This is a genomic window from Streptomyces sp. NPDC059092, from assembly GCF_042756365.1.
GTDB lineage: Bacteria > Actinomycetota > Actinomycetes > Streptomycetales > Streptomycetaceae > Streptomyces.
On sequence record NZ_JBHZEJ010000046.1, the window covers coordinates 38,640 to 59,197 of the forward strand.

A 20,558-nucleotide genomic window follows, 5' to 3' on the forward strand; every position below is an offset into this window, starting at 1 on the left:
GCCGAGTCTAAAGGGTCGTACGAAGGTGGATTGGCCCGCGGGCGGCCCGGGCGGGGTCTCCGGTGCGGTCGGGGACCGTCAGGAGAGGTAGGCCGGGGCGCCGACGGGCAGGATAAATCGGAACTGCGCGCCACCGCCGGGGCCGCGGCCGACGGTGATCGTGCCGCCGTGCGCCTCGACGATGCCCTTGACGATGTAGAGGCCCAGCCCCGTACCGCCGCGTTTGCTGCCCCGCCAGAAGCGGGTGAAGACGCGCTGCATCGATTCCTCGGGGATGCCGGGTCCTTCGTCGCACACGGTGACGGCCGTTCCCTTCTCGCTCTCCGCCGCGTGTTCGATCCGCGCGGGCGCCACCTCAATGGTGACGGTTCCCTCGCCGTGGCGCACCGCGTTTTCCAGCAGGTTGCCGAGGACCTGGTCGATCTTGTCGGGATCCGCCCACAGATCGGGCAGCGGCTGCTCTATCCGTACCAGGAAGCGGTCCGGCGACTGTCCCGAGGCGGTGTGCGACTGGACGTGCCGCCCGACGGCGGCGCCGATGTCGACGGGCTGGCGGCGCACCTCCAGGCGGCCCGAGTCGATGCGGGAGATGTCGAGCAGTTCGGCGATCAGCCGGGTGACCCGGTTCGCGTCGGCGTCGACGGTCTCCAGCATCAGCCGTTTCTGGTCGTCCGTGAACCTCTCCCACTTGGCGAGCAGGGTCGCCGTGAACCCCTTGACGGAGGTCAGCGGCGAGCGCAGCTCGTGGGCGACGGTGGCGATCAGCTCGGCGTGGCTCAGCTCGGTACGGCGGCGGGCCTCCGTGCCCCGGACACAGATCACCAGCTTCTGGACGGGCCCGGTGGGGTACGCGCGGACGTAGCGGGCGGAGACCAGGACCTCCCGGCCGCCGGGAAGCAGCAGGTTCCGCTCCGGCTGTCCCGTCCGGGTGGCGAGGCCGCCGTACGGGTCGGTCAGCGCCCACCAGCGGCGGCCCTTGAGGTCCTCCAGCGGCAGCGCCCGGTCCACGGGGCGGCCGAGGGCGGCGGAGGGGTCGAGGGCGGTGATCCGCGCGGCGGCGGCGTTGAAGCAGACGACGCGGCCGGTCCCGTCCGCGACGATCAGCCCGTCGGGGAGGTCGTCGGGGTCGAGACCGGGTACGGCCGGCAGGCCGGCGCGGGCTTCCCCCGGTTCCCCGGAGCCCGTCGTGGGCACGCCGTCCGGTTCTCCGGCACCGGCACCGAACGCGGAAGGTAAGGCTCCCTGGACCTCTGCGGGTCGGCTCGCCCCGACGGTCATCCCCGCACCCCACCTCTTCCGGGTAGCTCAGTGGGTCCCCGAGCACGCCACCCTACTAGCTGACCGTGACCGGACGGACCCCCTCAGCGCATACCGCGGACGCGCTGGGCACGCGCTGAGGCATAGAGACATACGGCCGCGGCGGTCGCCAGGTTCAAGCTCTCGGCCTTTCCGTGGATCGGCACCCGCACCACGGCGTCCGCGAGCGCCCGGGTCCCGGCCGGCAGGCCCCACGCCTCGTTGCCGAAGATCCAGCCGGTGGGCCCGGCCATGGTGCCCGCGTCCAGCTCGTCGTCGAGGTCGTCCTCGCCCGCGCCGTCGGCGGCCAGGATGCGCACCCCGGCGCCCTGGAGGCCGCGTACCGCCTGTTCCACGGGGACGCCGACGGCGACGGGCAGGTGGAAGAGCGAGCCCGCGGACGCGCGGACGGACTTGGGGTTGTAGAGGTCGACGGAGGCGTCGGTGAGGACGACGGCGTCGGCCCCCGCGGCGTCCGCGCAGCGCAGCACGGTACCGGCGTTGCCGGGGTCGCGTACATGGGCCAGGACGGCGACGAGCCGGGGCCCCGAGGCGAGGACGTCGGCGAACGGCGTGTCCAGGAAGCGGCAGACGCCCAGCAGCCCCTGCGGGGTGACGGTCTGCGAGACCTCGGCGAGGACGGTGTCGGGGGCGAAGTGCACGCGGGCGCCGGTGGCGCGGGCCGCGTCCACGATGTCGGCGTACCGCTCGGCGGCCTCGGCGGTGGTGAACAGCTCGACCAGCGTGGGCTCCCCGTCGGCCCCGCGGTGGGCCACCGCCTCGCGCACGGCCTGCGGCCCCTCGGCGATGAACCGGCGCTCCTTGCCCCGGAAGGCGCGCTTGGCGAGCCTGCGCGCGGCCGTGACACGGGGGGAACGCGGGGAGATCAGCTCGGGGGTGCCCATGGGCGGCGGCTCGCTTCTCGTCTGGCGGGTACGGGCGGTCTCGTCCGGCGGTCTGTCGGCCCGTCGCCCGGCGGTCCGGCGGTCCGGCGGTCTGTCGGTCTGTCGGCCGGCGGTCCGGCGGTCCGGCGGGGTGCCCGGGAAGGGGCCGGGAACGCGCGGGACCCGCAGGCGGTGGGCCTGCGGGTCCGGCGGGAAGGGCGCGGGCTTGAGGGAGCCTGTCGGCTCTTAGGCCGCGGCCTTCGGGGCGTTGACGTCGCTGGGGAGCGCCTTCTGGGCGACCTCGACGAGCGCGGCGAACGCGTTGGTGTCGTTGACGGCCAGCTCGGCGAGGATCTTGCGGTCCACCTCGACGTTGGCGGCCTTCAGACCCTGGATGAAGCGGTTGTAGGTGATGCCGTTGGCGCGGGCAGCGGCGTTGATCCGCTGGATCCAGAGCTGACGGAAGTCGCCCTTGCGCTTCTTGCGGTCGTTGTAGTTGTAGACGAGGGAGTGGGTGACCTGCTCCTTCGCCTTCCGGTACAGGCGCGAACGCTGGCCGCGGTAACCGCTGGCCGCTTCGAGGATTGCCCGGCGCTTCTTGTGGGCGTTGACTGCCCGCTTGACGCGTGCCACGTGTTGACTCCTTGTAGCGGGGCCGTGGTCGAACTCACACGGCCCGAAAACGAATAGGTCCCGGTCCTGTTGTCGCGCCCCCGGTCACCGGGGGCGGCGGCATCACTTGCCGAGAAGCTTCTTGATCTTCTTGGCGTCGCCCGGGGCCATCTCGGCGTTGCCGGTGAGGCGGCGCGTCACCCGCGACGACTTGTGCTCGAGCAGGTGGCGCTTGCCGGCCCGCTCGCGCAGCACCTTGCCGGAGCCGGTGATCTTGAAGCGCTTGCTGGCACCGCTGTGCGACTTGTTCTTCGGCATAGCGCCGTTCTCTCCTCGTCAGTGGCGCTCCCAGCCGGTCCGCGTTCTCGAACGGCGCGCGGGAGCGTCAGATCTCTGGTGTGTGGTTCCGAGCGGAGCCGGGGGCCGCCTGGGTGGCGCCCCCACGGATCACACGTCGGAAGATGCCTCGACGGGGGCCTCGGCCGAAGCCTCGACGCTCTCGTCGGCCGACTCCTCGGGCGTGTGGCCCTGGCGCTCCGCCTTGCGGGCCGCCTGCGCCTCACGGGCCTCGGCCATGGCCTCGGTCTTCTTCTTGTGCGGACCAAGAACCATGATCATGTTCCGGCCGTCCTGCTTCGGGTTCGACTCGATGAAGCCGAGCTCCTCGACATCGGAAGCCAGTCGCTGGAGCAGTCGGAAGCCCAGTTCCGGGCGGGACTGCTCACGACCACGGAACATGATCGTGATCTTGACCTTGTCGCCCTGCTTGAGGAACCGGACGACGTGACCCTTCTTGGTGTCATAGTCGTGCGGGTCGATCTTCGGCCGGAGCTTCATTTCCTTGATGACCGTGTGCGCCTGGTTCTTGCGCGCTTCACGGGCCTTCATGGCCGACTCGTACTTGAACTTCCCGTAGTCCATGAGCTTGCACACGGGCGGACGGGCTGTCGCCGCGACCTCGACCAGGTCCAGGTCGTACTCCTGTGCGAGCTCCAGAGCCTTGGCGAGCGGGACAATGCCCACCTGCTCACCACTGGGACCGACAAGTCGCACTTCGGGAACGCGAATCCGGTCGTTGATGCGGGGCTCGGCGCTGATGGATCCTCCTCGGTAGCACCACACGACTGTCTGGCAGACAGCCGCGTAACGTCTGTTTCAGACCAACCGCGGCGGCACAGCAAAAATGCCCCGGACGGCACACAGGCAGGAGCTCCTCGAATACCGGAGCACCGCCGCGTACCAACCACGGGGCGCATCGGGCGGTTCCATCGTCCGTACGGAACGATGGGCACCACCTGACCGGTGACCCGCCGCCCTCAAGGGGCAGCCAGGTGGGAGATCGGAGCCTCCACTTGTGGGCCGGGCACACACGTGTCCGGCCGGTCGTTACACAAGGTTAGCACCACCAGGGGACTCGTGCTAACCCGTGGTCCACGCCCGCTCCCCCGTCCGCTCCCCGCCACTCCCCCGGACGGGCGCCCGCGGCGTGGGCCTATCGTGTGGGGCATGAGCGACGCGACCTCCCCCCAGTCCACCCCGGCAGCCCCGGAATCACCCGGCTACGACGCCATGGCCCGCGACATCGCGGAAGTCCCCGCCGTCGAGGTGATCGTCACGGTCGCGGTGAACCTGATGAGCGCGGCGGCCGTGAAGCTCGGGCTGACCGAGGAGGGCGACGAGCACAAGGACCTGGACGAGGCCCGCAAGCTGGTCCACGCGCTGGCCGGGCTGATGGACGCGAGCACGACGGAGATCAGCTCGTTCCACGCGGCGCCGCTGCGTGACGGGCTGAAGTCGCTCCAGCTCGCCTTCCGTGAGGCGTCGGTCGTACCGGACGAGCCGGGCCAGGGCCCGGGCGAGAAGTACACGGGCCCGGTCTACGGCTGACCGGCTTCTAGGAGCGTACGTACAGGGGCTCGCCCGGTGGGGTGGCCTCGGCCGGCAGTACCGCCAGGTCGAGTCCGCGCACCAGGCGGGCCCTCAGTACGTCGTCGTCCGCGAGGGCGCGCGCGACCCTGCGGGCCGCCTCCGCCGGGGGCGCGGCCGGGTCCAGCAGGAGGGCGAGCGTGCCGTCCGCGCTGCCGGGGCCGAGATACGCCCGTACGACCGCGGGCTCCGCGGCCACCGCGGCCCGTACCGCCGCGGTCACGGCGGGGTCGTCGAGCGGACCGGTCCTCGTACGGCCCTCGGCGAGGGCCAGCAGGGCGGGCCCGGTGATCTCGTACGGGACGGGGCCGGCGAGGTCGAGCACGACCGTGTCGGCCCGCTCGTGCGCGGCGGCCTGGAGCGCCTGGTGCAGCGGTACGGCGACGGGCCTCGCCCCGGGGTCCCAGCGCGCCAGCGCCTCGACGGAGGTGAAGGCGGGCAGGGCGCGCCGGTCACCGGCCCGGAGGGTGGGCACGGCCATGTCGCTGGTCTTCTCGCGGCGCAGGCCCGCCCGTCGCCCACCACCCTTGTCCGACGCCACGCGGCTCCCCTCATCGTCCTCCTCGACCTCCCCCAGGACGGCCACGACGGGCACCAGCAGCCGCGAGGTCCGCAGCGCCGCCAGCACCGGCCCGTGGGCCCCGCGGTCCTCCGCCCAGGCGGCGAGGGCCGCCGTCAGCGCGGGATCGGCGGTGCCGTCGTCGTCGGAGAAACCGGGGTCCGGGATGTTCTTGAGCGCCACGGGACGAGCCTAGAGCGTGTGCGCGGGCGTACGGTCCTCGGGTGGATCTTTCGGTCGCGGTGTACGACATGGCGGGCGGTCACGAGGCCGCGTACGGCGCGGACCGTACGTATGTGACCGCCAGTGTGGTGAAGGTCGCGGTGCTGGCCGCCCTGCTGCTGCGCGCGCGGGACGCGGGCCGGTGGCCGGACCCGGGCGAGGAGCGCCTCGCGGAGGCCATGATCGAGCGGAGCGACAACGAGGCGGCGACGGTGCTGCGGGAGGCGGCCGGGGGCGTGGAGGGGCTGGCCGCGGCCCATGCGCGGCTCGGCATGACCCGGACCGTGGCGGCCCCGGCGTGGGGGCTGACGCGGACCACGGCGGGCGATCAGCTCACCCTGCTGAAGGCGGTCTTCGACGCGGACGCCCGGCCCGACGCGCCGTTGGACGCACGGTCGCGCCGCTGTATCGCGGGACTGATGGGGCGGGTGGTGCCGGGACAGGACTGGGGCGTGTCGGCGGCACGCGGCACCGGCACCCGGACCGGTACGACAGGTATGGCTGGTTCGGGCCGCCGTGGTGACGGGGTGGCTCTGAAGAACGGTTGGCTGCCCAGAACGGAGAGCGGCCTGTGGGTCGTCCACTCCGTGGGGCGGGTGGACGGCTGCCTGGTGGCGGTCCTGTCCGACGGCCACGCCTCCAAGGAGGAGGGTGTCACGCGGGTCGAGGAGGCCGCCGTCGACGCGGTGCGCCGGATCACGGGGCCGCGGCGCGGCTGACACGGCGCCCGGACTCCTCGTACGACCGGGCTCCTCGTACGACCGGGCTCCTCGTACGACCGGGCTCCGCGCCCTTCTCAGCGCCGGCCCCCGATGCCGATGCGCCGGCCCGAGCCCCGCCAGAGCAGCACCGCTCCCGCCAGCAGTACGGCGCCGGCGGCGCCCGCGGCCGGCGCCAGCCAGACGGCCGGGTCCGCGTCCTCGCGGGCGGCCTCGGGGCCGCTGCCGAAGTAGTGCTTGCCGAACCCCGCGGACTGGCTCTTGAGATCCGTACGGGCCAGCTTCCCGCCCGCCTCGATCGCGGCGGCCGGGTCGATGAAGCCGTACCCCCTGGCGTCGTCGCGACCGCTCTCCGGGGCGTCGCGCGCGGTGTCGGCCACGAGCTTCTTGATCTGGGCGGGGGTGAGGTCGGGGTAGGCGGAGCGGATGAGGGCCACGGCGCCGGAGACGAACGCGGCGGCGGCGCTGGTGCCCCAGCCCTCGTAGTAGCGACGGTCGGGGTCGGCGATGACGACATCGACGCCGGGCGCGCTGACCGTGGCGTACCAGCGCCGTGTGGAGAAGGCCGCGTGCGTGCCGTACTCGTCGACGGCGGCCACGGCGATCACCCCGGGATAGGCCGCGGGGTACGAGATGTGGTCGCCCTTCTCGCCGCCGTTGCCCGCCGAGGCGACGACGACCGCGCCCCGGGACAGGGCGTACTGGACCGCCGCGTCCTCGGCCGGTTCGGGGTGGGCGGACTCGCTGTCGTCGCCGAGGGAGAGGTTGATGACGTCGGCACCCTGGTCGGCGGCCCAGCGGATGCCCTGCGCGAGCGCGCCGCCCTTGGAGGCGCGTGCCTTCGCGCGGGCCGGGTCGCTGCCTTCGAGGATGACCCGGACGGGAAGGATCTTCGACTCGGGCGCGATGCCGAGCACCCCGTCCGTGCGGCCGGAGCCGTGGCCGTGTCCCGCGATGATGCCGGCCATGGCCGTACCGTGCCGGGCCCAGGAGCGGTCGCCGCTGCGCGCGCCGAAGCCGATCAGGTCCTTGCCGGGCAGTACCTGTCCTGAGAGGTCCGGGTGGGTGTCGTCCACGCCGGTGTCCAGGACCGCGACGGTGACGCCGGTGCCCTGCGAGTGGCGCCACGCCTGTTCGGTGTGCATCGCGTCGAGCGCCCACTGCTGGGCGCGGATCGCGTCGGCGTGCGCCGGGGTCGCGGGGAGCAGCAGGACGGACGCGGCGGTGAGGACGGCGGCGATCCGGTGGCGGCGCCCGCGCCTCGTCGCTGCGGTCTTCGACGTCATGGGTTGCGGGTCCTCCGGGTTCTCGTGGGCACCGGCGGTCCGTGTCCCTTAGGGGTCAACGGGGGGCCACCGTGCCGGCGCTGACTGCCTTGCGCAGCCCGCGTTCTATACGGTCCGCGACGCCTTTCGCCTCATGTCCGAGGCCGGCCTGTGCGGCCGGGGTCGTGGCGCCGCTGACCATGGCGTGGTCGGCGGGCTGGGGGGAGGCGACCGGACGGCCGTCGGCGAAGCCGGAGACGGCGTACACGACGACGGGCACCTCGGTGAGGACGTTGACCGTCCAGCTCGCGCGCTGCGCGTCACCGAACGTCGCGGCGACGGTGCCCTCGACCGGGAAGGTACGGGGCATCAGGTCGGTGCGTTCGGTGAGGTCGTCGACCCGGAACCGGGTGCGCAGGGCCGCCATCGCGGTCGCGTCGCCCTGGGTGAAGACCAGTCCGACGGTGGTGACGCTGCTGGAGGTCGCGTCGGCGTACGTGGCGCGCACGACCCGCGTGCAGCCCAGGGGGCGCAGTACCCGCTCCAGCAGGGGGTCGAGCGCGGCGGCGCAGCCGCTGTCGGGCGCGACGGCGATCCGCGTCCACCGCCGGTCGGCGGTGCCGGGCCCGGCACCGTCGCCCTTGAGGGTGCGGGGGAAGAGGGTGTCCACGGGGGCGCTGTGCCAGAGGCCGCGTGCGACGGTGAAGTCGTCCCGGACGGCCGGTTCGGCGGCCGAGTCCCCGGTCAGCCAGCTTCCGGTGACGGCGCCTCCTATGAGGCCGACCCCGAGGACCACGCAGGCCACGGCGGCGGCCGCCCTGGCGGGGCGTCGTACGGGAACGGGGCGCAGCCGCGCGGTGCTCTCCGAGGGTGTCCCGGGGGGCCCGGCGGCCCACGGGAACACCGTCGGCGCGGTCGGGGTGTACGGCATCGCCGGGGGGCGTGCGGGCAGTGGCGGTACGGCCGGGGGCGCGGCCGGGACGGGCGGCGCGTAGGAGGCGCGCGCGCCGGCGATCAGGAACGGGGTGGGGAACGGGCTGTTCGAGCCGCTGGGGCGCGGAAGCCCGGCCGGCGGAACCGGGGTGGTCCGGGGCGGCGTGGTCCGGGCCGGGGTGCCGCTCGCCGTCGGGGCGCCCGAGGGGGACGGGGGCGCGGCGGGCGGCGGCGGGAAGGGCGGGGCGGTGGGCGGCCGCGGCGCCTGAACCGTGGCGGCGGGGGGCCGGTCGTCTCCCCACGGACGCTCGGCGGGGACGGCGTGGACGGCGGGCGCGGGGCGCGGGGCTGTGGCGGCGGAGCGCGGGGCTGTGCCCGGGGCGCTCTCGTCCTGGCGGGGCCGGTCACTCGTACGAGCGCCGGTACCCGTGCCCTGGGCCGCGTCCGCGCGTGCGTCCGTACGTGCGTCGGGGGCGGACTGTTCGCCGGGCCTCGGTACGGGGGCCGGCGACGCGGCCGGGGGCAGCGGCTGGGCGGGAGCCGTCGCGGGTGTCTCGGGCGGGGGCGGGGGCGGGGCGGCGGCGGAGCCGCGCTCGCGGCTGAAGTACCCGCCGCCCGAGGGCCGGGGACCGTACGGCGCGAACCCGCCCGCGGTGAACCGTACGTCGCCGTACGGCAGGACCGGCGACGGTGCGCCGGACCCCGACGCGCCCGCAGCGGCAGCGGAGGGCGCGCCGGCGTGGGCCTGAGCGGGCGACGGTGCGGCGGCGCCCGAGGGCGGCTGCGGCTCGGCTTCCGGAGCGTCCTGGCCGCGTCCGGCCGACTGGGCGGGTACGCGCGGGGGCGCCGTGGGGCGGGGAGGGATGGGAGCCCGTGGTGCCTCCGTGCTCATCCGACCCCCTGAAACCATGCAGACCTGAACCGCCCCACACCGCTACCGGCCGTACGGCGCAGGCCCGTTCGTCGCGGTGTGTGCGTCACTCTACGGGCTGGAGAGCACCCCGCGGGAACGTCCGCGAAGCCCCGGGGGGATCTGCCCAGATCATCCCCCTACCGCGCGGTAATCCGGTCTGGCAAGCTCGGCCCATGACTCCGTCCCCGCCCCCGCGCGCCACCGACCGCGCCCGGTACGACCGGGCGACCGCCCATCTCGACGCGCCGCTCGCGATGGTCGATCTCGACGCCTTCGACGCCAATGCCGGCGACCTCGTCCGGCGGGCCGGCGGCAAGCCGGTCCGGGTGGCGAGCAAGTCGGTGCGCTGCCGCGCCCTGTTGGAGCGGGTGCTGGGCAGGGAGGGCTTCGCGGGGATCATGTCGTTCACGCTGGCGGAGTCGCTGTGGCTGGCCCGGTCGGGCTTCGACGACGTGCTCCTCGCCTATCCGTCGGCCGACCGTGCCGGCTACGCGGAACTCGCCGCGGACCCCAAGCTCGCCGCGGCGGTCACGGTGATGGTCGACGACCCGGCCCACCTCGACCTGATCGACGCCGCGCGCGAAGGCGGCCGGGAGGAAGTGCGGGTCTGTCTGGAACTGGACACCGCCCTGCGGCTGCTCGGTGGCCGGATCAGGCTCGGCGCGCTGCGGTCCCCGCTGAGCGAGCCGGCTCAACTGGCGGAGCTGGCCAGGTCGGTGGCCCGGCGCCCCGGATTCCGGCTGGTCGGGCTCATGGCGTACGAGGGGCATGTGGCCGGCGTCGGGGACACCGTGGCGGGCCGGCCGGTGCGCTCGCGCGCGATCCGGCTGATGCAGTCCGTCGCGCGCCGGGAACTGACGGAGCGACGCGCCGCGGTGGTGCGCGCCGTACGGGCCGTCGCGCCCGACCTGGAGTTCGTCAACGGCGGAGGCACGGGCAGTGTCCAGCACACGGCGGCCGAGGACGCGGTGACGGAGATCGCGGCGGGCTCGGGCCTGTACGTACCGCGGCTCTTCGACAACTACACCTCGTTCACCGGCCGTCCGGCGGCGCTGTTCGCCCAGCCCGTGGTGCGCAGGCCGGGCGTGGGCGTGGTGACGGTGCTGGGCGGCGGCTACCCGGCGTCGGGCGCGGCGGGCGCCGACCGGCTGCCGGTGCCGTATCTCCCGGAGGGGCTGCGTTACGACCCGCAGGAAGGGCCCGGCGAGGTGCAGACCCCGCTGCTGGGGGCGCCGGCCGACGATCTGCTGATCGGCGACAAGGTGTGGTTCCGGCATGCCAAGGCCGGGGAGTTGTGCGAGCGGTTCGACACCCTGCGGCTGGTCGAGGGCGACCGTGTGGTGGCGTCCGTACCCACGTACCGGGGCGAGGGCCGTACGTTCCTCTGATCTCCGACGGCCGTTGAGGCGGGCGGTCCCGTCCCGCCTGCGTACGGCGGAACGGGACGACCGGTCCGGCCTACAGCGGGGTGACGTACGCGCCCGAGATGCCGCCGTCGACCAGGAAGTCGGTGGCGTTCACGAAGGACGAGTCGTCGCTGGCGAGGAAGGCGACGGCCGCAGCGATCTCCTCCGCCTCGGCGAACCGGCCCAGCGGGATGTGCACGAGCCGGCGCGCGGCGCGCTCCGGGTCCTTCGCGAACAGCTCCTGGAGCAGCGGGGTGTTGACCGGCCCCGGGCAGAGGGCGTTCACCCGGATCCCCTCGCGGGCGAACTGCACGCCCAGCTCGCGGGACATGGCGAGGACGCCGCCCTTGGAGGCGGTGTACGAGATCTGCGAGGTCGCCGCGCCCATCCGGGCGACGAAGGAGGCCGTGTTGATGATGGAGCCGCGGCCCTGGCGGCGCATGTAGGGCAGGGCGGCCTTGCAGCAGAGGTAGACCGAGGTGAGGTTGACCTCCTGGACCCGCCTCCAGGCGTCCAGCCCCGTGGTGAGGATCGAGTCGTCGTCGGGCGGCGAGATGCCCGCGTTGTTGAAGGCGATGTCGACGCTGCCGTAGGTGTCGTGGGCGGCCTGGAACAGCGCCTCGACCTCCTCGGCGTCGGTGACGTCGACGCGTACGAAGGTGCCGCCGACCGCCTCGGCGGCGGCCTTGCCGGCGGTCTCGTCGATGTCGCCGCACACGATGCGCGCGCCCTCGGAGGCGAGGCGGCGCGCGGTGGCGAGACCGATGCCGCTGGCGGCTCCGGTGATGACGGCGGTCCGGCCGACCAGGCGGCGGCAGACGACGTCGGTCGTGGGGTCGGTCATGGCGCTCAGACCTCCGTGCTGAGGAAGACGTTCTTGGTTTCGGTGAAGGCGGCGAGAGCGTCGGGTCCCAGCTCCCGGCCGATTCCGGACTGTTTGTAGCCGCCGAAGGGGGTGCCGTAGCGAACGGCGCTGTGGGAGTTGACGGAGAGATTGCCCGCGGCGACGGCGCGCGAGACGCGCAGGGCGCGGCCGACGTTCCGGGTCCAGATCGATCCGGCGAGGCCGTAGTCGGTGGCGTTGGCCAGCCGGACGGCGTCGGCCTCGTCCTCGAAGGGCAGGACGACGGCGACGGGGCCGAAGACCTCCTCGGTGGCGACCGCGGAGTCCGGGGCCGCGTCGGTGAGGACGGTCGGCGGGAACCAGAAGCCGGGACCGTCGGGTGCGGTGCCCCGGAGGGCCCGCGCGGTGTCGGGGACGTACGCCCTGACCCGTTCCCGTTGTGTGGCCGAGATCAGCGGGCCCATCTGGGTCTTCTCGTCGGCCGGGTCACCGACGACGACCGAGGCGACGGCGGAGGCGAGGAGTTCGAGGAACCGGTCGTGGACGTCGCGCTGGACGAGGATGCGGGTGCGGGCGCAGCAGTCCTGGCCCGCGTTGTCGAGGAAGGCCATCGGGGCCGATGCCGCGGCCTGTTCGAGATCGGAGTCGGCGAAGACGATGTTGGGGCTCTTGCCGCCGAGTTCGAGGGTCACGCGCTTCATCAGGGCGCCGCTCTTCGCCAGGATCCGCCGGCCGACCCGGGTGGAGCCGGTGAAGACGATCTTGGCGACGCCGGGGTGTTCGACCAGCGCGTCGCCCGCGACGGCGCCCGCTCCGGGCAGGACCTGGAAGAGGTGCTCGGGGAGTCCGGCCTCCAGGGCGAGTTCGGCCAGTCGCAGGGCGGTGAGCGGGGTGGTCTCGGCGGGTTTGAGGAGGACGGCGTTGCCGGCGGCGAGCGCGGGGGCCGTGCCCCAGGCGGCGATCGGCATGGGGAAGTTCCAGGGGGCGATCACCCCGACCACCCCGAGCGGTTCCAGCAGGGTGATGTCGAGGCCGCCGGCGACGGGGATCTGGCGGCCGGTCAGCCGCTCCACTCCCCCGGCGCTGTAGTCCAGGAGATCGCGGACGTTGCCCGCCTCCCAGCGGGCGTTGCCGATGGTGTGGCCCGCTTCGCGGACCTCCAGCCGGGCCAGTTCCTCGGTGTGGGCGTCGACGACGGCCGCGAAGCGGCGCAGCAGCCGGGCGCGGTCGGCCGGGGCGGCGGCGGCCCATCCGCGCTGGGCGGCGGCGGCGCGCCGTACCGCCGTGTCGACCTGTTCGGCTGTGGTCGCGCCGATCGCCGCGATGGTCTCCCCGGTGGCGGGGTTGAGGATCTGGTGTACGGCGGCGTGGTGTTCCTGCACGTCGTTCCTCACGGGTGGTCGTTCCTCACAGACGTTCGAAGGAGCGGCGGAGCTCCCAGTCGGTCACCGCGGCGTTGAAGGCATCCACCTCGACGCGCGCCATGTTGCTGTAGTGCGCCACCACTTCCTCGCCGAAGGCGGCGCGGGCGATGGGGCTGTTCTCCCAGAGCGCGGCGGCTTCCGCGAGGGTGGTGGGGACGTGGGGGTACTCGGCCGTGTAGGCGTTTCCGGCGCAGGGCTCGGGGAGTTCCAGTTCGTTCTCGATGCCGTGGATCCCCGCCGCGACGAGTCCGGCGACGGCGAGGTGCGGGTTGACGTCCCCGCCGGGCAGCCGGTTCTCGAAGCGCAGGGACCGGCCGTGGCCGACCACCCGCAGCGAACAGGTGCGGTTGTCATAGCCCCAGGCGACGGCGGTGGGGGCGAACGAGCCCGGCTGGAAGCGTTTGTACGCGTTGACGGTGGGCGCGTACAGCAGGGAGAAGTCGCGCAGCGCGGCGAGCTGTCCGGCCAGGAAGTGGCGCATCACGGGGGACATGCCACCGGGCCCGTCCCCGGCCATGGCGTTGGTGCCGTGCTCGTCCTGGAGCGAGAGATGGATGTGGCAGGAGTTGCCTTCGCGCTCGTTGAACTTGGCCATGAAGGTGAGCGAGACGCCTTCCTGGGAGGCGATCTCCTTGGCGCCGGTCTTGTAGACGGCGTGCTGGTCGCAGGTGACGAGGGCTTCGTCGTACTTGAAGGCGATCTCGTGCTGGCCGGGGTTGCACTCGCCCTTGGCCGATTCGACGGTGAGTCCGGCGACGGCCATCTCGTTGCGGATCCGGCGCAGCAGGGGTTCGACGCGGCCGGTGCCGAGGACGGAGTAGTCGACGTTGTACTGGTTGGCGGGGGTCAGGCCGCGGTAGCCGCTGTCCCAGGCCTCTTCGAAGGTGTCCCTGAAGACGATGAATTCCAGCTCCGTGCCGACGTGCGCCGTGTAGCCGTGGCCGGCGAGGCGTTCCAGCTGGCGGCGGAGGATCTGGCGGGGCGCGGCGACGACGGGGGAGCCGTCGTGCCAGGCGAGGTCGGCGACGAGCATCGCCGTGCCCTCGTTCCAGGGGACGCGGCGCAGGGTGGAGAGGTCGGGGCGCATGGCGAAGTCGCCGTAGCCGCTTTCCCAGGAGGACATCGCGTATCCGTCGACGGTGTTCATGTCGGTGTCGACGGCGAGGAGGTAGTTGCAGCCCTCCGTGCCGTGTTCCAGGACGTCGTCGAGGAAGAAGGGCGCGGCGAACCGCTTGCCCTGGAGCCGGCCCTGCATGTCCGGGAAGGCCAGGACAACTGTGTCGATCTCGCCGCTCTCGACGAGGACGCGCAGTTCCTCGACGGAGAGCGGGGGTGTGCGGTCTGCCACGGGATTGCTCCTCCTTCGGTCAGCCGGAAGGCATAAGGTATGCCTGAAGACCTTTGGTTGGGAAGGGGCAACGGCGACGTGGCGAGGATGAACGAGCCGATGGACCCGCCCGACACGGACCCGCTCACTCCGGTACTGCGGCCCGTGCGGGCCGGGAACGGCTTCGAGGAGGCGTTGGAGCAGATCCTCCAGGTCGTCAGGCTGGGGCTGGTCGCGGCCGGGGAGCGGCTGCCCGCCGAGCGGGAGCTGGCGGAGCGGCTGGGGATCAGCCGGGTCACCCTGCGCGAGGTGCTCAGGGTCCTCCAGGACCAGGGGCTGCTGGAGAGCCGGCGCGGCCGGTACGGCGGCACGTTCGTACGACCCCGCCCCGACGCGCCCGCGCTGGGCGCCGAGGAGGAGCTGCGGCGGCGGGTGGCGGGCGTGGACATCGAGGACGTGCTGCGCTTCCGCGAGGTGCTGGAGGTCGGCGCGGCGGGGCTGTGCGCGGCGCACGGGCTGACCGGCGAGCAGGCGGAGCGGCTGCGTGCGGCGCTGGCCGCGACGCACGAGGCGCCGCTCGCGGAGTACCGCAGGCTGGACACGCTGCTGCATCTCACGCTCGCCGAGCTGTCCGGGTCCGCCACGCTGACCGCGCAGTACGCGGCCGTGCGGGCGGGGGTGAACGATCTGCTGGACTGCATCCCGCTGCTCGTACGGAATCTGGAGCACTCGCAGCGGCAGCACACGGCCCTGGTCGGGGCGGTGCTGGACGGGGACGCGGACGGGGCGCGCGAGATCGCGCGCGAGCACTGCGGCGGTACGGCGGCGCTGCTGCGGGGCTTCCTGGCCTGAGGGCCCGCCGGGGCCGGCCGCGGTCGCGGCCCGGCCCGCCGGGGCCGGCCGCGGTCGCGGCCCGGCCCGCCGCGACGCCGGCTCGCCGTGACACGGAACCGCGGCGACACGGAACCGCGGTGACGCCGATCCCTGACGTGACGCCGATCCGTAACAGCCGTTTAACGCACGGGCCTTGCGCGCGGTCGTCGCGGCAGCAATGGTATGGCCCCACACCATTACCCCGAGGCAGGAGCCGATCATGTCCGAAGGCACGGACTCGCGCACCCCACCGGCCACCGTGGCGGACGGCGCCGCTCCCCCGGCGGCCGACTACCTCAAGCGGCGCGCCCTGCGCCGGGGCAGCGCGGGCTGGCTGCTGCTCACCGGCCTGGGCGTCGCCTACGTCGTCTCCGGGGACTTCTCCGGATGGAACATCGGCCTCTCCGAGGGCGGCTTCGGCGGTCTGGCCATCGCCACCCTCCTCATGGGCGTGATGTACGCCTGTCTGGTCTTCTCGCTCGCCGAACTGTCCGCCATCCTGCCCACGGCTGGCGGCGGTTACGGGTTCGCCCGGCGCGCGCTGGGCACCTGGGGCGGCTTTCTCACCGGTACGGCCATCCTGATCGAGTACATCCTGGCGCCGGCCGCGATCTCCATCTTCATCGGCGAGTATGTCGAGTCCCTCCACCTCTTCGGTCTGACGGCCGGCTGGCCGGTCTATCTGGCCTGCTTCGTGATCTTCATCGGGATCCATCTCTGGGGCGTCGGCGAGGCGCTGCGCTTCAGCCTGGTCGTGACCGCCGTCGCCGTGGCGGCGCTGCTGATCTTCGCGGTCGGCGCGTTCACCGAGTTCGACGCCGCCGGCCTCAACGACATCCCCGCCGACCCGGACGCGTTCGGCTCCACCTCCTGGCTGCCGTACGGCGTGCTGGGCATCTGGGCGGCCTTCCCGTTCGGCATGTGGTTCTTCCTGGGCGTCGAGGGGGTACCGCTGGCCGCCGAGGAGGCCAAGGACCCGGTGCGTTCGATGCCCAAGGCGCTGTCGATCTCCATGGGGGTGCTGGTGCTCCTCGCCCTGCTCACCTTCTTCGCCGCGACGGGCGCCCGGGGGTCGGCGGCCATCCAGGAGGCGGGCAACCCGCTGGTGGTCGCGCTCCAGGGGGACGGCGACCCGACCCCCCTCAGCCGGTTCGTGAACTACGCGGGCCTCGCCGGTCTCGTCGCCTCCTTCTTCTCGCTCATCTACGCCGGGTCCCGGCAGCTCTTCGCCCTCTCCCGCGCCGGCTACCTGCCGCGATTCCTCTCCCTCACCAGCGGCCGCAAAGCCCCCTATCCGGGTCTGCTCATCCCCGGCGCGATCGGCTTCGCGCTCGCGGCGTCCACCGGCGACGGCGGGCGGATGCTCAACGTGGCGGTGTTCGGCGCCACCATCTCGTACGCCCTGATGGCCCTCTCGCACCTCGTGCTGCGCCGCCGGGAGCCCGGTCTGCCGCGCCCGTACCGGACCCCCGGCGGGATGCTGACCTCGGGCGTCGCCTTCGTGCTCGCGCTCTCCGCGCTGGTGGCGACCTTCCTGGTCGACAAGGACGCCGCGTTCATCGCGCTGGGCGTCTATGCCGTCGCTCTCGCCTACTTCACCTTCTACAGTCGGCACCGGCTGGTCGCGGCGGCCCCCGAGGAGGAGTTCGCGGCGCTCGCCGCCGCCGAGGCCGAACTCGCACGCGACTGACGAGGCCCGGCCCGTACGCGTACCACCCGTACCAGCACCACCCGCACTCCCGTACCAGCACCCGCACACGAACCACCCGCACGGAGGCACAGTGAAGCCGCTCATCGGCATCAGCACCTATCTGGAGGAGTCCACCGCCTGGGGCGTCTGGGAGTTGCCCGCGGCGCTGCTGCCCGCCGGCTACCCCCGGCTCGTCCAGCGCTCCGGCGGTACGGCCGTGATGCTCCCGCCGGACGACCCGGACGCGGCGGCGGCGGTGGTGGCCCGGCTCGACGGAGTGGTGATCGCGGGCGGACCCGATGTGGAGCCCGCCCGGTACGGGGCCACGGCCGACCCCCGCACCGGGCCGCCCGCCCTGGAGCGGGACGCGTGGGAGCTGGCCCTGATCGGGGCGGCGCTGGCCTCCGGCACCCCGCTGCTGGGGATCTGCCGGGGCATGCAGCTCCTCAACGTGGCGCTGGGCGGCACGCTCGTGCAGCACGTGGACGGGCACAGCTCCCCGGTCGTCGGCTCCTTCGGCAGTCACGCGGTGAAGCCGGTGCCGTGCACCCGTTACGGTGAACTGGTGCCGGAGGAGTTCGCCGTACCGACGCACCACCACCAGACGGTGGACCGGCTCGGTACGGGGCTGACCGTCTCGGCGTTCGCCGCCGACGGCACGGTCGAGGCCGTCGAACTGCCGGATCCGCGGCCGGTGCTGGGCGTCCAGTGGCACCCCGAGATGGGCGAGGACACCCGCGTGATGTCCTGGCTGGTACGGGCCGCCACGGTCCGGGCAGCCACGGCCCGCGCCGCCTCCGACCGGGCCGCCTCCGACCGGGCAGCCACGCCCGGCGCCGCCTCAGAGCCGGTCGGGCGGAGGCTGGACGGCGCCGCGCGTCAGTGACAGCAGGTCGCGCGCGGGGCCGGCCGGGCGGGCACCGGCCGGCCAGACCGCCCGCAGGTCACGCCGGAGCCGTACGCCCGCCACCGGGACCCGCACCAGCCGGCCCGCGGCCAGCTCCTCGCCGACCGCCAGTTCGCTCAGCACGCAGGGGCCCTCCCCGCTGACGGCGGCGGCCTTCAGCGCGGTGGTGGACGCCAGTTCGAGCAGGGGCCGGGCCGGGCCCCCGTACGCGCTCAGCCCGGCGTCCAGCACCTGGCGGGTACCGGAGCCCGGCTCCCGCAGGATCAGCGGCGTCCCGGCCAGCTCGGCCGCGTCGAGCGGGGTACGGCGGCGGGCCCACGGATGGCCGGGAGCCGTGACCACCAGCAGCCGGTCATGGCCGATGACCGCGGAGTCCAGCCCCTCGGGCGTGGCCAGCCCCTCCACGAAGCCCAGGTCCGCCTCATGGCTGAGCAGCCGCTCGGCGACGGCGACGGAGTTGCCCGCGTGCAGCGAGACGGCGGTGTCCGGACGCGCCCGGCGCAGCGTGATCAGCCAGCGCGGCAGCAGATACTCGGCGATCGTCATACTGGCCGCGACGCGCAGCCGGGAGTCCCTGCGGCCCCGCAGCGCCTGCGCGCCCGCGTCGAAGGCCTCGGCGGCCTCCACGACCCGCCGGGCCCAGTCGGTGACCAGGGTGCCCGCGTCGGTCAGCCGCGAACCGCGCGGCGAGCGGTCCACCAGCGCCACCCCGAGCTGCCGCTCCATCGCCCGGATCCGGCTGCTCGCGGCGGGCTGGCTGATCCCGGTCTCCCGGGCGGCCCGGCCGAGGCTGCCCAGCCGGGCGACGGCCAGCAGCAGCTCCAGCGCGCCGAGGTCGGGCACCCGGTGCGAGAGCGGCGCGGCGAGCGGATCTTCGGACATAAGTCCAGCTTATGACCTCATAGGGAGAGCGGGGCTGGTGGGGGCCGTGGCCGGGCGGGACGCTGGGCGCATGGCCGTCCTCGCACACCTCGTCCCTACCGCCCCCGTCCCTGCCGTCCCCGGTGTCCGTCCTGCTCCCCGGCGCCCCGCGCTGCGCCAGGTGGGGCCCAACTGGTACGCGACGGTGATGGGCACGGCGATCGTCGCGACCGCGGGCGCCGCCCTCCCGTCGGCCCCACCGGGGCTACGCGCGGTGTGGGTGGCGATGTGGGCGCTGTCGGCGGTCGCGCTCGCCGCCGTCCTGACGGCCCGCGCCGGGCACTGGCTGCACCACCGCGACCAGGGGCGCGCCCACCTCCTCGACCCGGCCGTGGCGCCGTTCCACGGCTGTCTCGCGATGGCGCTGCTGGCCGTCGGCGCCGCGACGCTCACCGTGGGCCGCGACGTGCTGGGCGAGCGGGCGGCCCTCGCCGTGGACGCGGTGCTGTTCGGCGCGGGGACGCTGCTCGGTCTCGCCGTCGCGGTGGGCATCCCGTACCTGATGGTCGTACGGCACCGTCCGGCGCCCGGAGACGCGTCGCCGGTGTGGCTGCTGCCGCTGGTCGCCCCGATGGTCTCGGCGGCGGTGGGCCCCTCCCTGGTGCCGTACCTCCCCGCCGGCCAGGGGCGTGCGGCGCTGCTGCTCGGCTGTTACGCGCTGTTCGGGCTGAGTCTGCTGGCCACGCTGCTGATGCTGCCGCTCGTCTTCGCCCGTCTGGTGGCGCACGGTCCGCTGCCGCTCGCGCTGACCCCTGCGCTGTTCCTGGTGCTCGGGCCGCTGGGTCAGTCGACCACCGCCGTGGGCCGGCTCGCCGACGTGGCGCCCTCGGTGGCCGGAGCCCCGTACACGGGCGCCCTGTCCGCGTTCGCCGTGGTCTACGGGGTGCCGGTGATGGGGTTCGCGCTGCTGTGGCTGGCGCTCGCGGCGGCGCTGGTGGTGCGGGCCGCCCGGCGCGGGATGCGGTTCACGATGACGTGGTGGGCCTTCACCTTCCCGGTCGGCACCTGTGTGACGGGGGCGGCGGGGCTGGCGCGGCACACGGGGCTGGCGGCGTTCTCGTGGCTGGCTGTGGCACTGTTCGCGCTGCTGGTGACGGCCTGGGCGGTCGCGGCGTGGTGCACGCTGCGCGGGCTGCTCGGCGGCTCCCTGCCGGGGGCGCCCCGGACGCCCGCGCCGGAGCCGGTGCGCGCCGGGTGACCCCGTACCGCCGTCCGGGGCGTCAGCGCCGGTCGAAGGTGGCGTCGACGTCCTCGGCGACCGCGACGACCAGGATGCGGGTGCCGGGCTCGGTGGCGCGCCACCGGTGCCGTACGCCACCGGAGAGGTACAGCGTGTCGCCACGCTCCAGCCGGTAGGCCCGGCCCTCCGCCTCCACCTCGGCGGCGCCGTCGGCGATGTACATCACCTCGTCGTTACGGTGCATGTACTCCCGGCCCGTGTCCTGCTCGCCGGTGAACTCCTTGGCGTTGAGCTGGTGCCCGCCGCGCACCACGCGCCGTACGCCGGGGCCCGGCTCCGCCGCCCGGACGACATCGACCGTACGGGCGGAGTCGGCGGCGGCGTGGAGCTGCGCGGGGGTGGTCTCCAGGGCCTCGGCGACCCGGTCGAGCGAGCGGGTGCTCGGCCTGGCCCGTTCGTTCTCGATCTGGCTGAGGAAGGGCACGGACAGCCCGCTGCGGCCCGCGACCGCCGCCAGGGTCAGGCCGAGGGACCTGCGCCGCCTGCGGACGGCGGCGCCCACCCTGAGCGCTTCCTTGTCGTCCATGACTGGCTCCCTCCCGACCGGATCGTCATCCTCTCAGAGTTGACGGCCCTACAAGAGCTGTCCTCCATGAT

General features: G+C 73.9%; 20 protein-coding genes. 7 read left to right on the top strand and 13 right to left on the bottom strand.

Going from position 1 to position 20,558, the window contains the following annotated elements; genetic code table 11:
• Positions 1-78: 78 nt before the first annotated feature.
• The 5 genes from ACFXPL_RS24430 to infC all read right to left on the bottom strand — a co-directional run bounded on the left by ACFXPL_RS24430 (position 79) and on the right by infC (position 3,914).
• Positions 79-1,278, bottom strand: coding sequence for an ATP-binding protein (locus ACFXPL_RS24430; RefSeq protein ID WP_384923333.1), 1,200 nt, complete (start codon positions 1,276-1,278; stop codon positions 79-81).
• A gap of 83 nt (positions 1,279-1,361) precedes the next feature.
• Positions 1,362-2,201 carry a TrmH family RNA methyltransferase gene (locus tag ACFXPL_RS24435; RefSeq protein ID WP_384923336.1) on the bottom strand — a complete coding sequence of 280 codons (840 nt, stop codon included), beginning with the start codon at positions 2,199-2,201 and terminating at the stop codon, positions 1,362-1,364.
• 225 nt (positions 2,202-2,426) lie between these two features.
• Positions 2,427-2,813: a 50S ribosomal protein L20 gene (gene rplT, locus ACFXPL_RS24440; RefSeq protein WP_041991468.1), complete on the bottom strand. Its 387-nt coding sequence runs from the start codon at positions 2,811-2,813 to the stop codon at positions 2,427-2,429.
• A 102-nt stretch (positions 2,814-2,915) separates the two neighbouring features.
• Positions 2,916-3,110: a 50S ribosomal protein L35 gene (gene rpmI, locus ACFXPL_RS24445; RefSeq protein WP_019065473.1), complete on the bottom strand. Its 195-nt coding sequence runs from the start codon at positions 3,108-3,110 to the stop codon at positions 2,916-2,918.
• A 129-nt stretch (positions 3,111-3,239) separates the two neighbouring features.
• Positions 3,240-3,914: a translation initiation factor IF-3 gene (gene infC, locus ACFXPL_RS24450; protein ID WP_384923340.1), complete on the bottom strand. Its 675-nt coding sequence runs from the start codon at positions 3,912-3,914 to the stop codon at positions 3,240-3,242.
• A 384-nt stretch (positions 3,915-4,298) separates the two neighbouring features.
• Here infC and ACFXPL_RS24455 point away from each other — a divergent pair, with 384 nt between their 5' ends.
• On the top strand, positions 4,299-4,679 hold the full coding sequence (locus ACFXPL_RS24455; protein ID WP_329824443.1) for a DUF1844 domain-containing protein: 381 nt from the start codon (positions 4,299-4,301) through the stop codon (positions 4,677-4,679).
• 7 nt (positions 4,680-4,686) lie between these two features.
• On the opposite strand, the gene ACFXPL_RS24460 is transcribed toward ACFXPL_RS24455, so the two are convergent.
• Positions 4,687-5,460 (bottom strand): SseB family protein, encoded by a 774-nt coding sequence (locus ACFXPL_RS24460; protein ID WP_384923344.1) that lies wholly within the window; start codon positions 5,458-5,460, stop codon positions 4,687-4,689.
• 41 nt (positions 5,461-5,501) lie between these two features.
• Here ACFXPL_RS24460 and ACFXPL_RS24465 point away from each other — a divergent pair, with 41 nt between their 5' ends.
• Positions 5,502-6,218, top strand: coding sequence for a serine hydrolase (locus ACFXPL_RS24465; protein ID WP_384923347.1), 717 nt, complete (start codon positions 5,502-5,504; stop codon positions 6,216-6,218).
• A gap of 77 nt (positions 6,219-6,295) precedes the next feature.
• Here ACFXPL_RS24465 and mycP read toward each other — a convergent pair whose 3' ends face one another.
• The gene (gene mycP / locus ACFXPL_RS24470; RefSeq protein ID WP_384923350.1) at positions 6,296-7,504 is read right to left on the bottom strand and encodes a type VII secretion-associated serine protease mycosin; all 1,209 of its coding nucleotides are present in this window, start codon (positions 7,502-7,504) and stop codon (positions 6,296-6,298) included.
• A 55-nt stretch (positions 7,505-7,559) separates the two neighbouring features.
• Positions 7,560-9,308, bottom strand: coding sequence for a hypothetical protein (locus ACFXPL_RS24475; RefSeq protein WP_384923353.1), 1,749 nt, complete (start codon positions 9,306-9,308; stop codon positions 7,560-7,562).
• A gap of 194 nt (positions 9,309-9,502) precedes the next feature.
• On the opposite strand from ACFXPL_RS24475, the gene ACFXPL_RS24480 reads away from it, so the two are divergent.
• The gene (locus ACFXPL_RS24480) at positions 9,503-10,717 is read left to right on the top strand and encodes an amino acid deaminase/aldolase (RefSeq protein ID WP_384923356.1); all 1,215 of its coding nucleotides are present in this window, start codon (positions 9,503-9,505) and stop codon (positions 10,715-10,717) included.
• A 70-nt stretch (positions 10,718-10,787) separates the two neighbouring features.
• Here ACFXPL_RS24480 and ACFXPL_RS24485 read toward each other — a convergent pair whose 3' ends face one another.
• Genes ACFXPL_RS24485 through ACFXPL_RS24495 form a run of 3 tightly spaced genes read right to left on the bottom strand, consistent with a single transcriptional unit; the run spans position 10,788 to position 14,351 of the window.
• The gene (locus ACFXPL_RS24485; RefSeq protein WP_384923359.1) at positions 10,788-11,579 is read right to left on the bottom strand and encodes a 3-oxoacyl-ACP reductase; all 792 of its coding nucleotides are present in this window, start codon (positions 11,577-11,579) and stop codon (positions 10,788-10,790) included.
• A 5-nt stretch (positions 11,580-11,584) separates the two neighbouring features.
• Positions 11,585-12,973, bottom strand: a complete 1,389-nt coding sequence (locus ACFXPL_RS24490) for an aldehyde dehydrogenase family protein (protein ID WP_384923362.1) — start codon at positions 12,971-12,973, stop codon at positions 11,585-11,587.
• A 13-nt stretch (positions 12,974-12,986) separates the two neighbouring features.
• Complete coding sequence (locus ACFXPL_RS24495) at positions 12,987-14,351, bottom strand: glutamine synthetase family protein (protein ID WP_384923365.1); 1,365 nt, start codon at positions 14,349-14,351, stop codon at positions 12,987-12,989.
• An 87-nt stretch (positions 14,352-14,438) separates the two neighbouring features.
• Here ACFXPL_RS24495 and ACFXPL_RS24500 point away from each other — a divergent pair, with 87 nt between their 5' ends.
• From ACFXPL_RS24500 to ACFXPL_RS24510, 3 genes are all read left to right on the top strand, one after another.
• Positions 14,439-15,182, top strand: a complete 744-nt coding sequence (locus ACFXPL_RS24500) for a FadR/GntR family transcriptional regulator (protein ID WP_384923404.1) — start codon at positions 14,439-14,441, stop codon at positions 15,180-15,182.
• 241 nt (positions 15,183-15,423) lie between these two features.
• A complete protein-coding gene (gene eat / locus ACFXPL_RS24505; protein ID WP_384923368.1) occupies positions 15,424-16,893 on the top strand; it encodes an ethanolamine permease in 1,470 nt (489 codons plus the stop codon).
• Between the two features lie 91 nt (positions 16,894-16,984).
• The gene (locus tag ACFXPL_RS24510; RefSeq protein ID WP_384923371.1) at positions 16,985-17,779 is read left to right on the top strand and encodes a gamma-glutamyl-gamma-aminobutyrate hydrolase family protein; all 795 of its coding nucleotides are present in this window, start codon (positions 16,985-16,987) and stop codon (positions 17,777-17,779) included.
• Here ACFXPL_RS24510 and ACFXPL_RS24515 read toward each other — a convergent pair.
• Positions 17,735-18,682 carry a LysR family transcriptional regulator gene (locus ACFXPL_RS24515; protein ID WP_384923374.1) on the bottom strand — a complete coding sequence of 316 codons (948 nt, stop codon included), beginning with the start codon at positions 18,680-18,682 and terminating at the stop codon, positions 17,735-17,737. The two genes, ACFXPL_RS24510 and ACFXPL_RS24515, sit on opposite strands and share 45 nt — an antisense overlap.
• A gap of 70 nt (positions 18,683-18,752) precedes the next feature.
• On the opposite strand from ACFXPL_RS24515, the gene ACFXPL_RS24520 reads away from it, so the two are divergent.
• Entirely contained in the window at positions 18,753-19,919 is a 1,167-nt protein-coding gene (locus tag ACFXPL_RS24520) for a TDT family transporter (RefSeq protein WP_384923377.1), read from the top strand.
• A gap of 22 nt (positions 19,920-19,941) precedes the next feature.
• On the opposite strand, the gene ACFXPL_RS24525 is transcribed toward ACFXPL_RS24520, so the two are convergent.
• Positions 19,942-20,487 carry a helix-turn-helix domain-containing protein gene (locus tag ACFXPL_RS24525; protein WP_329824457.1) on the bottom strand — a complete coding sequence of 182 codons (546 nt, stop codon included), beginning with the start codon at positions 20,485-20,487 and terminating at the stop codon, positions 19,942-19,944.
• Between the last annotated feature and the right edge of the window lie 71 nt (positions 20,488-20,558).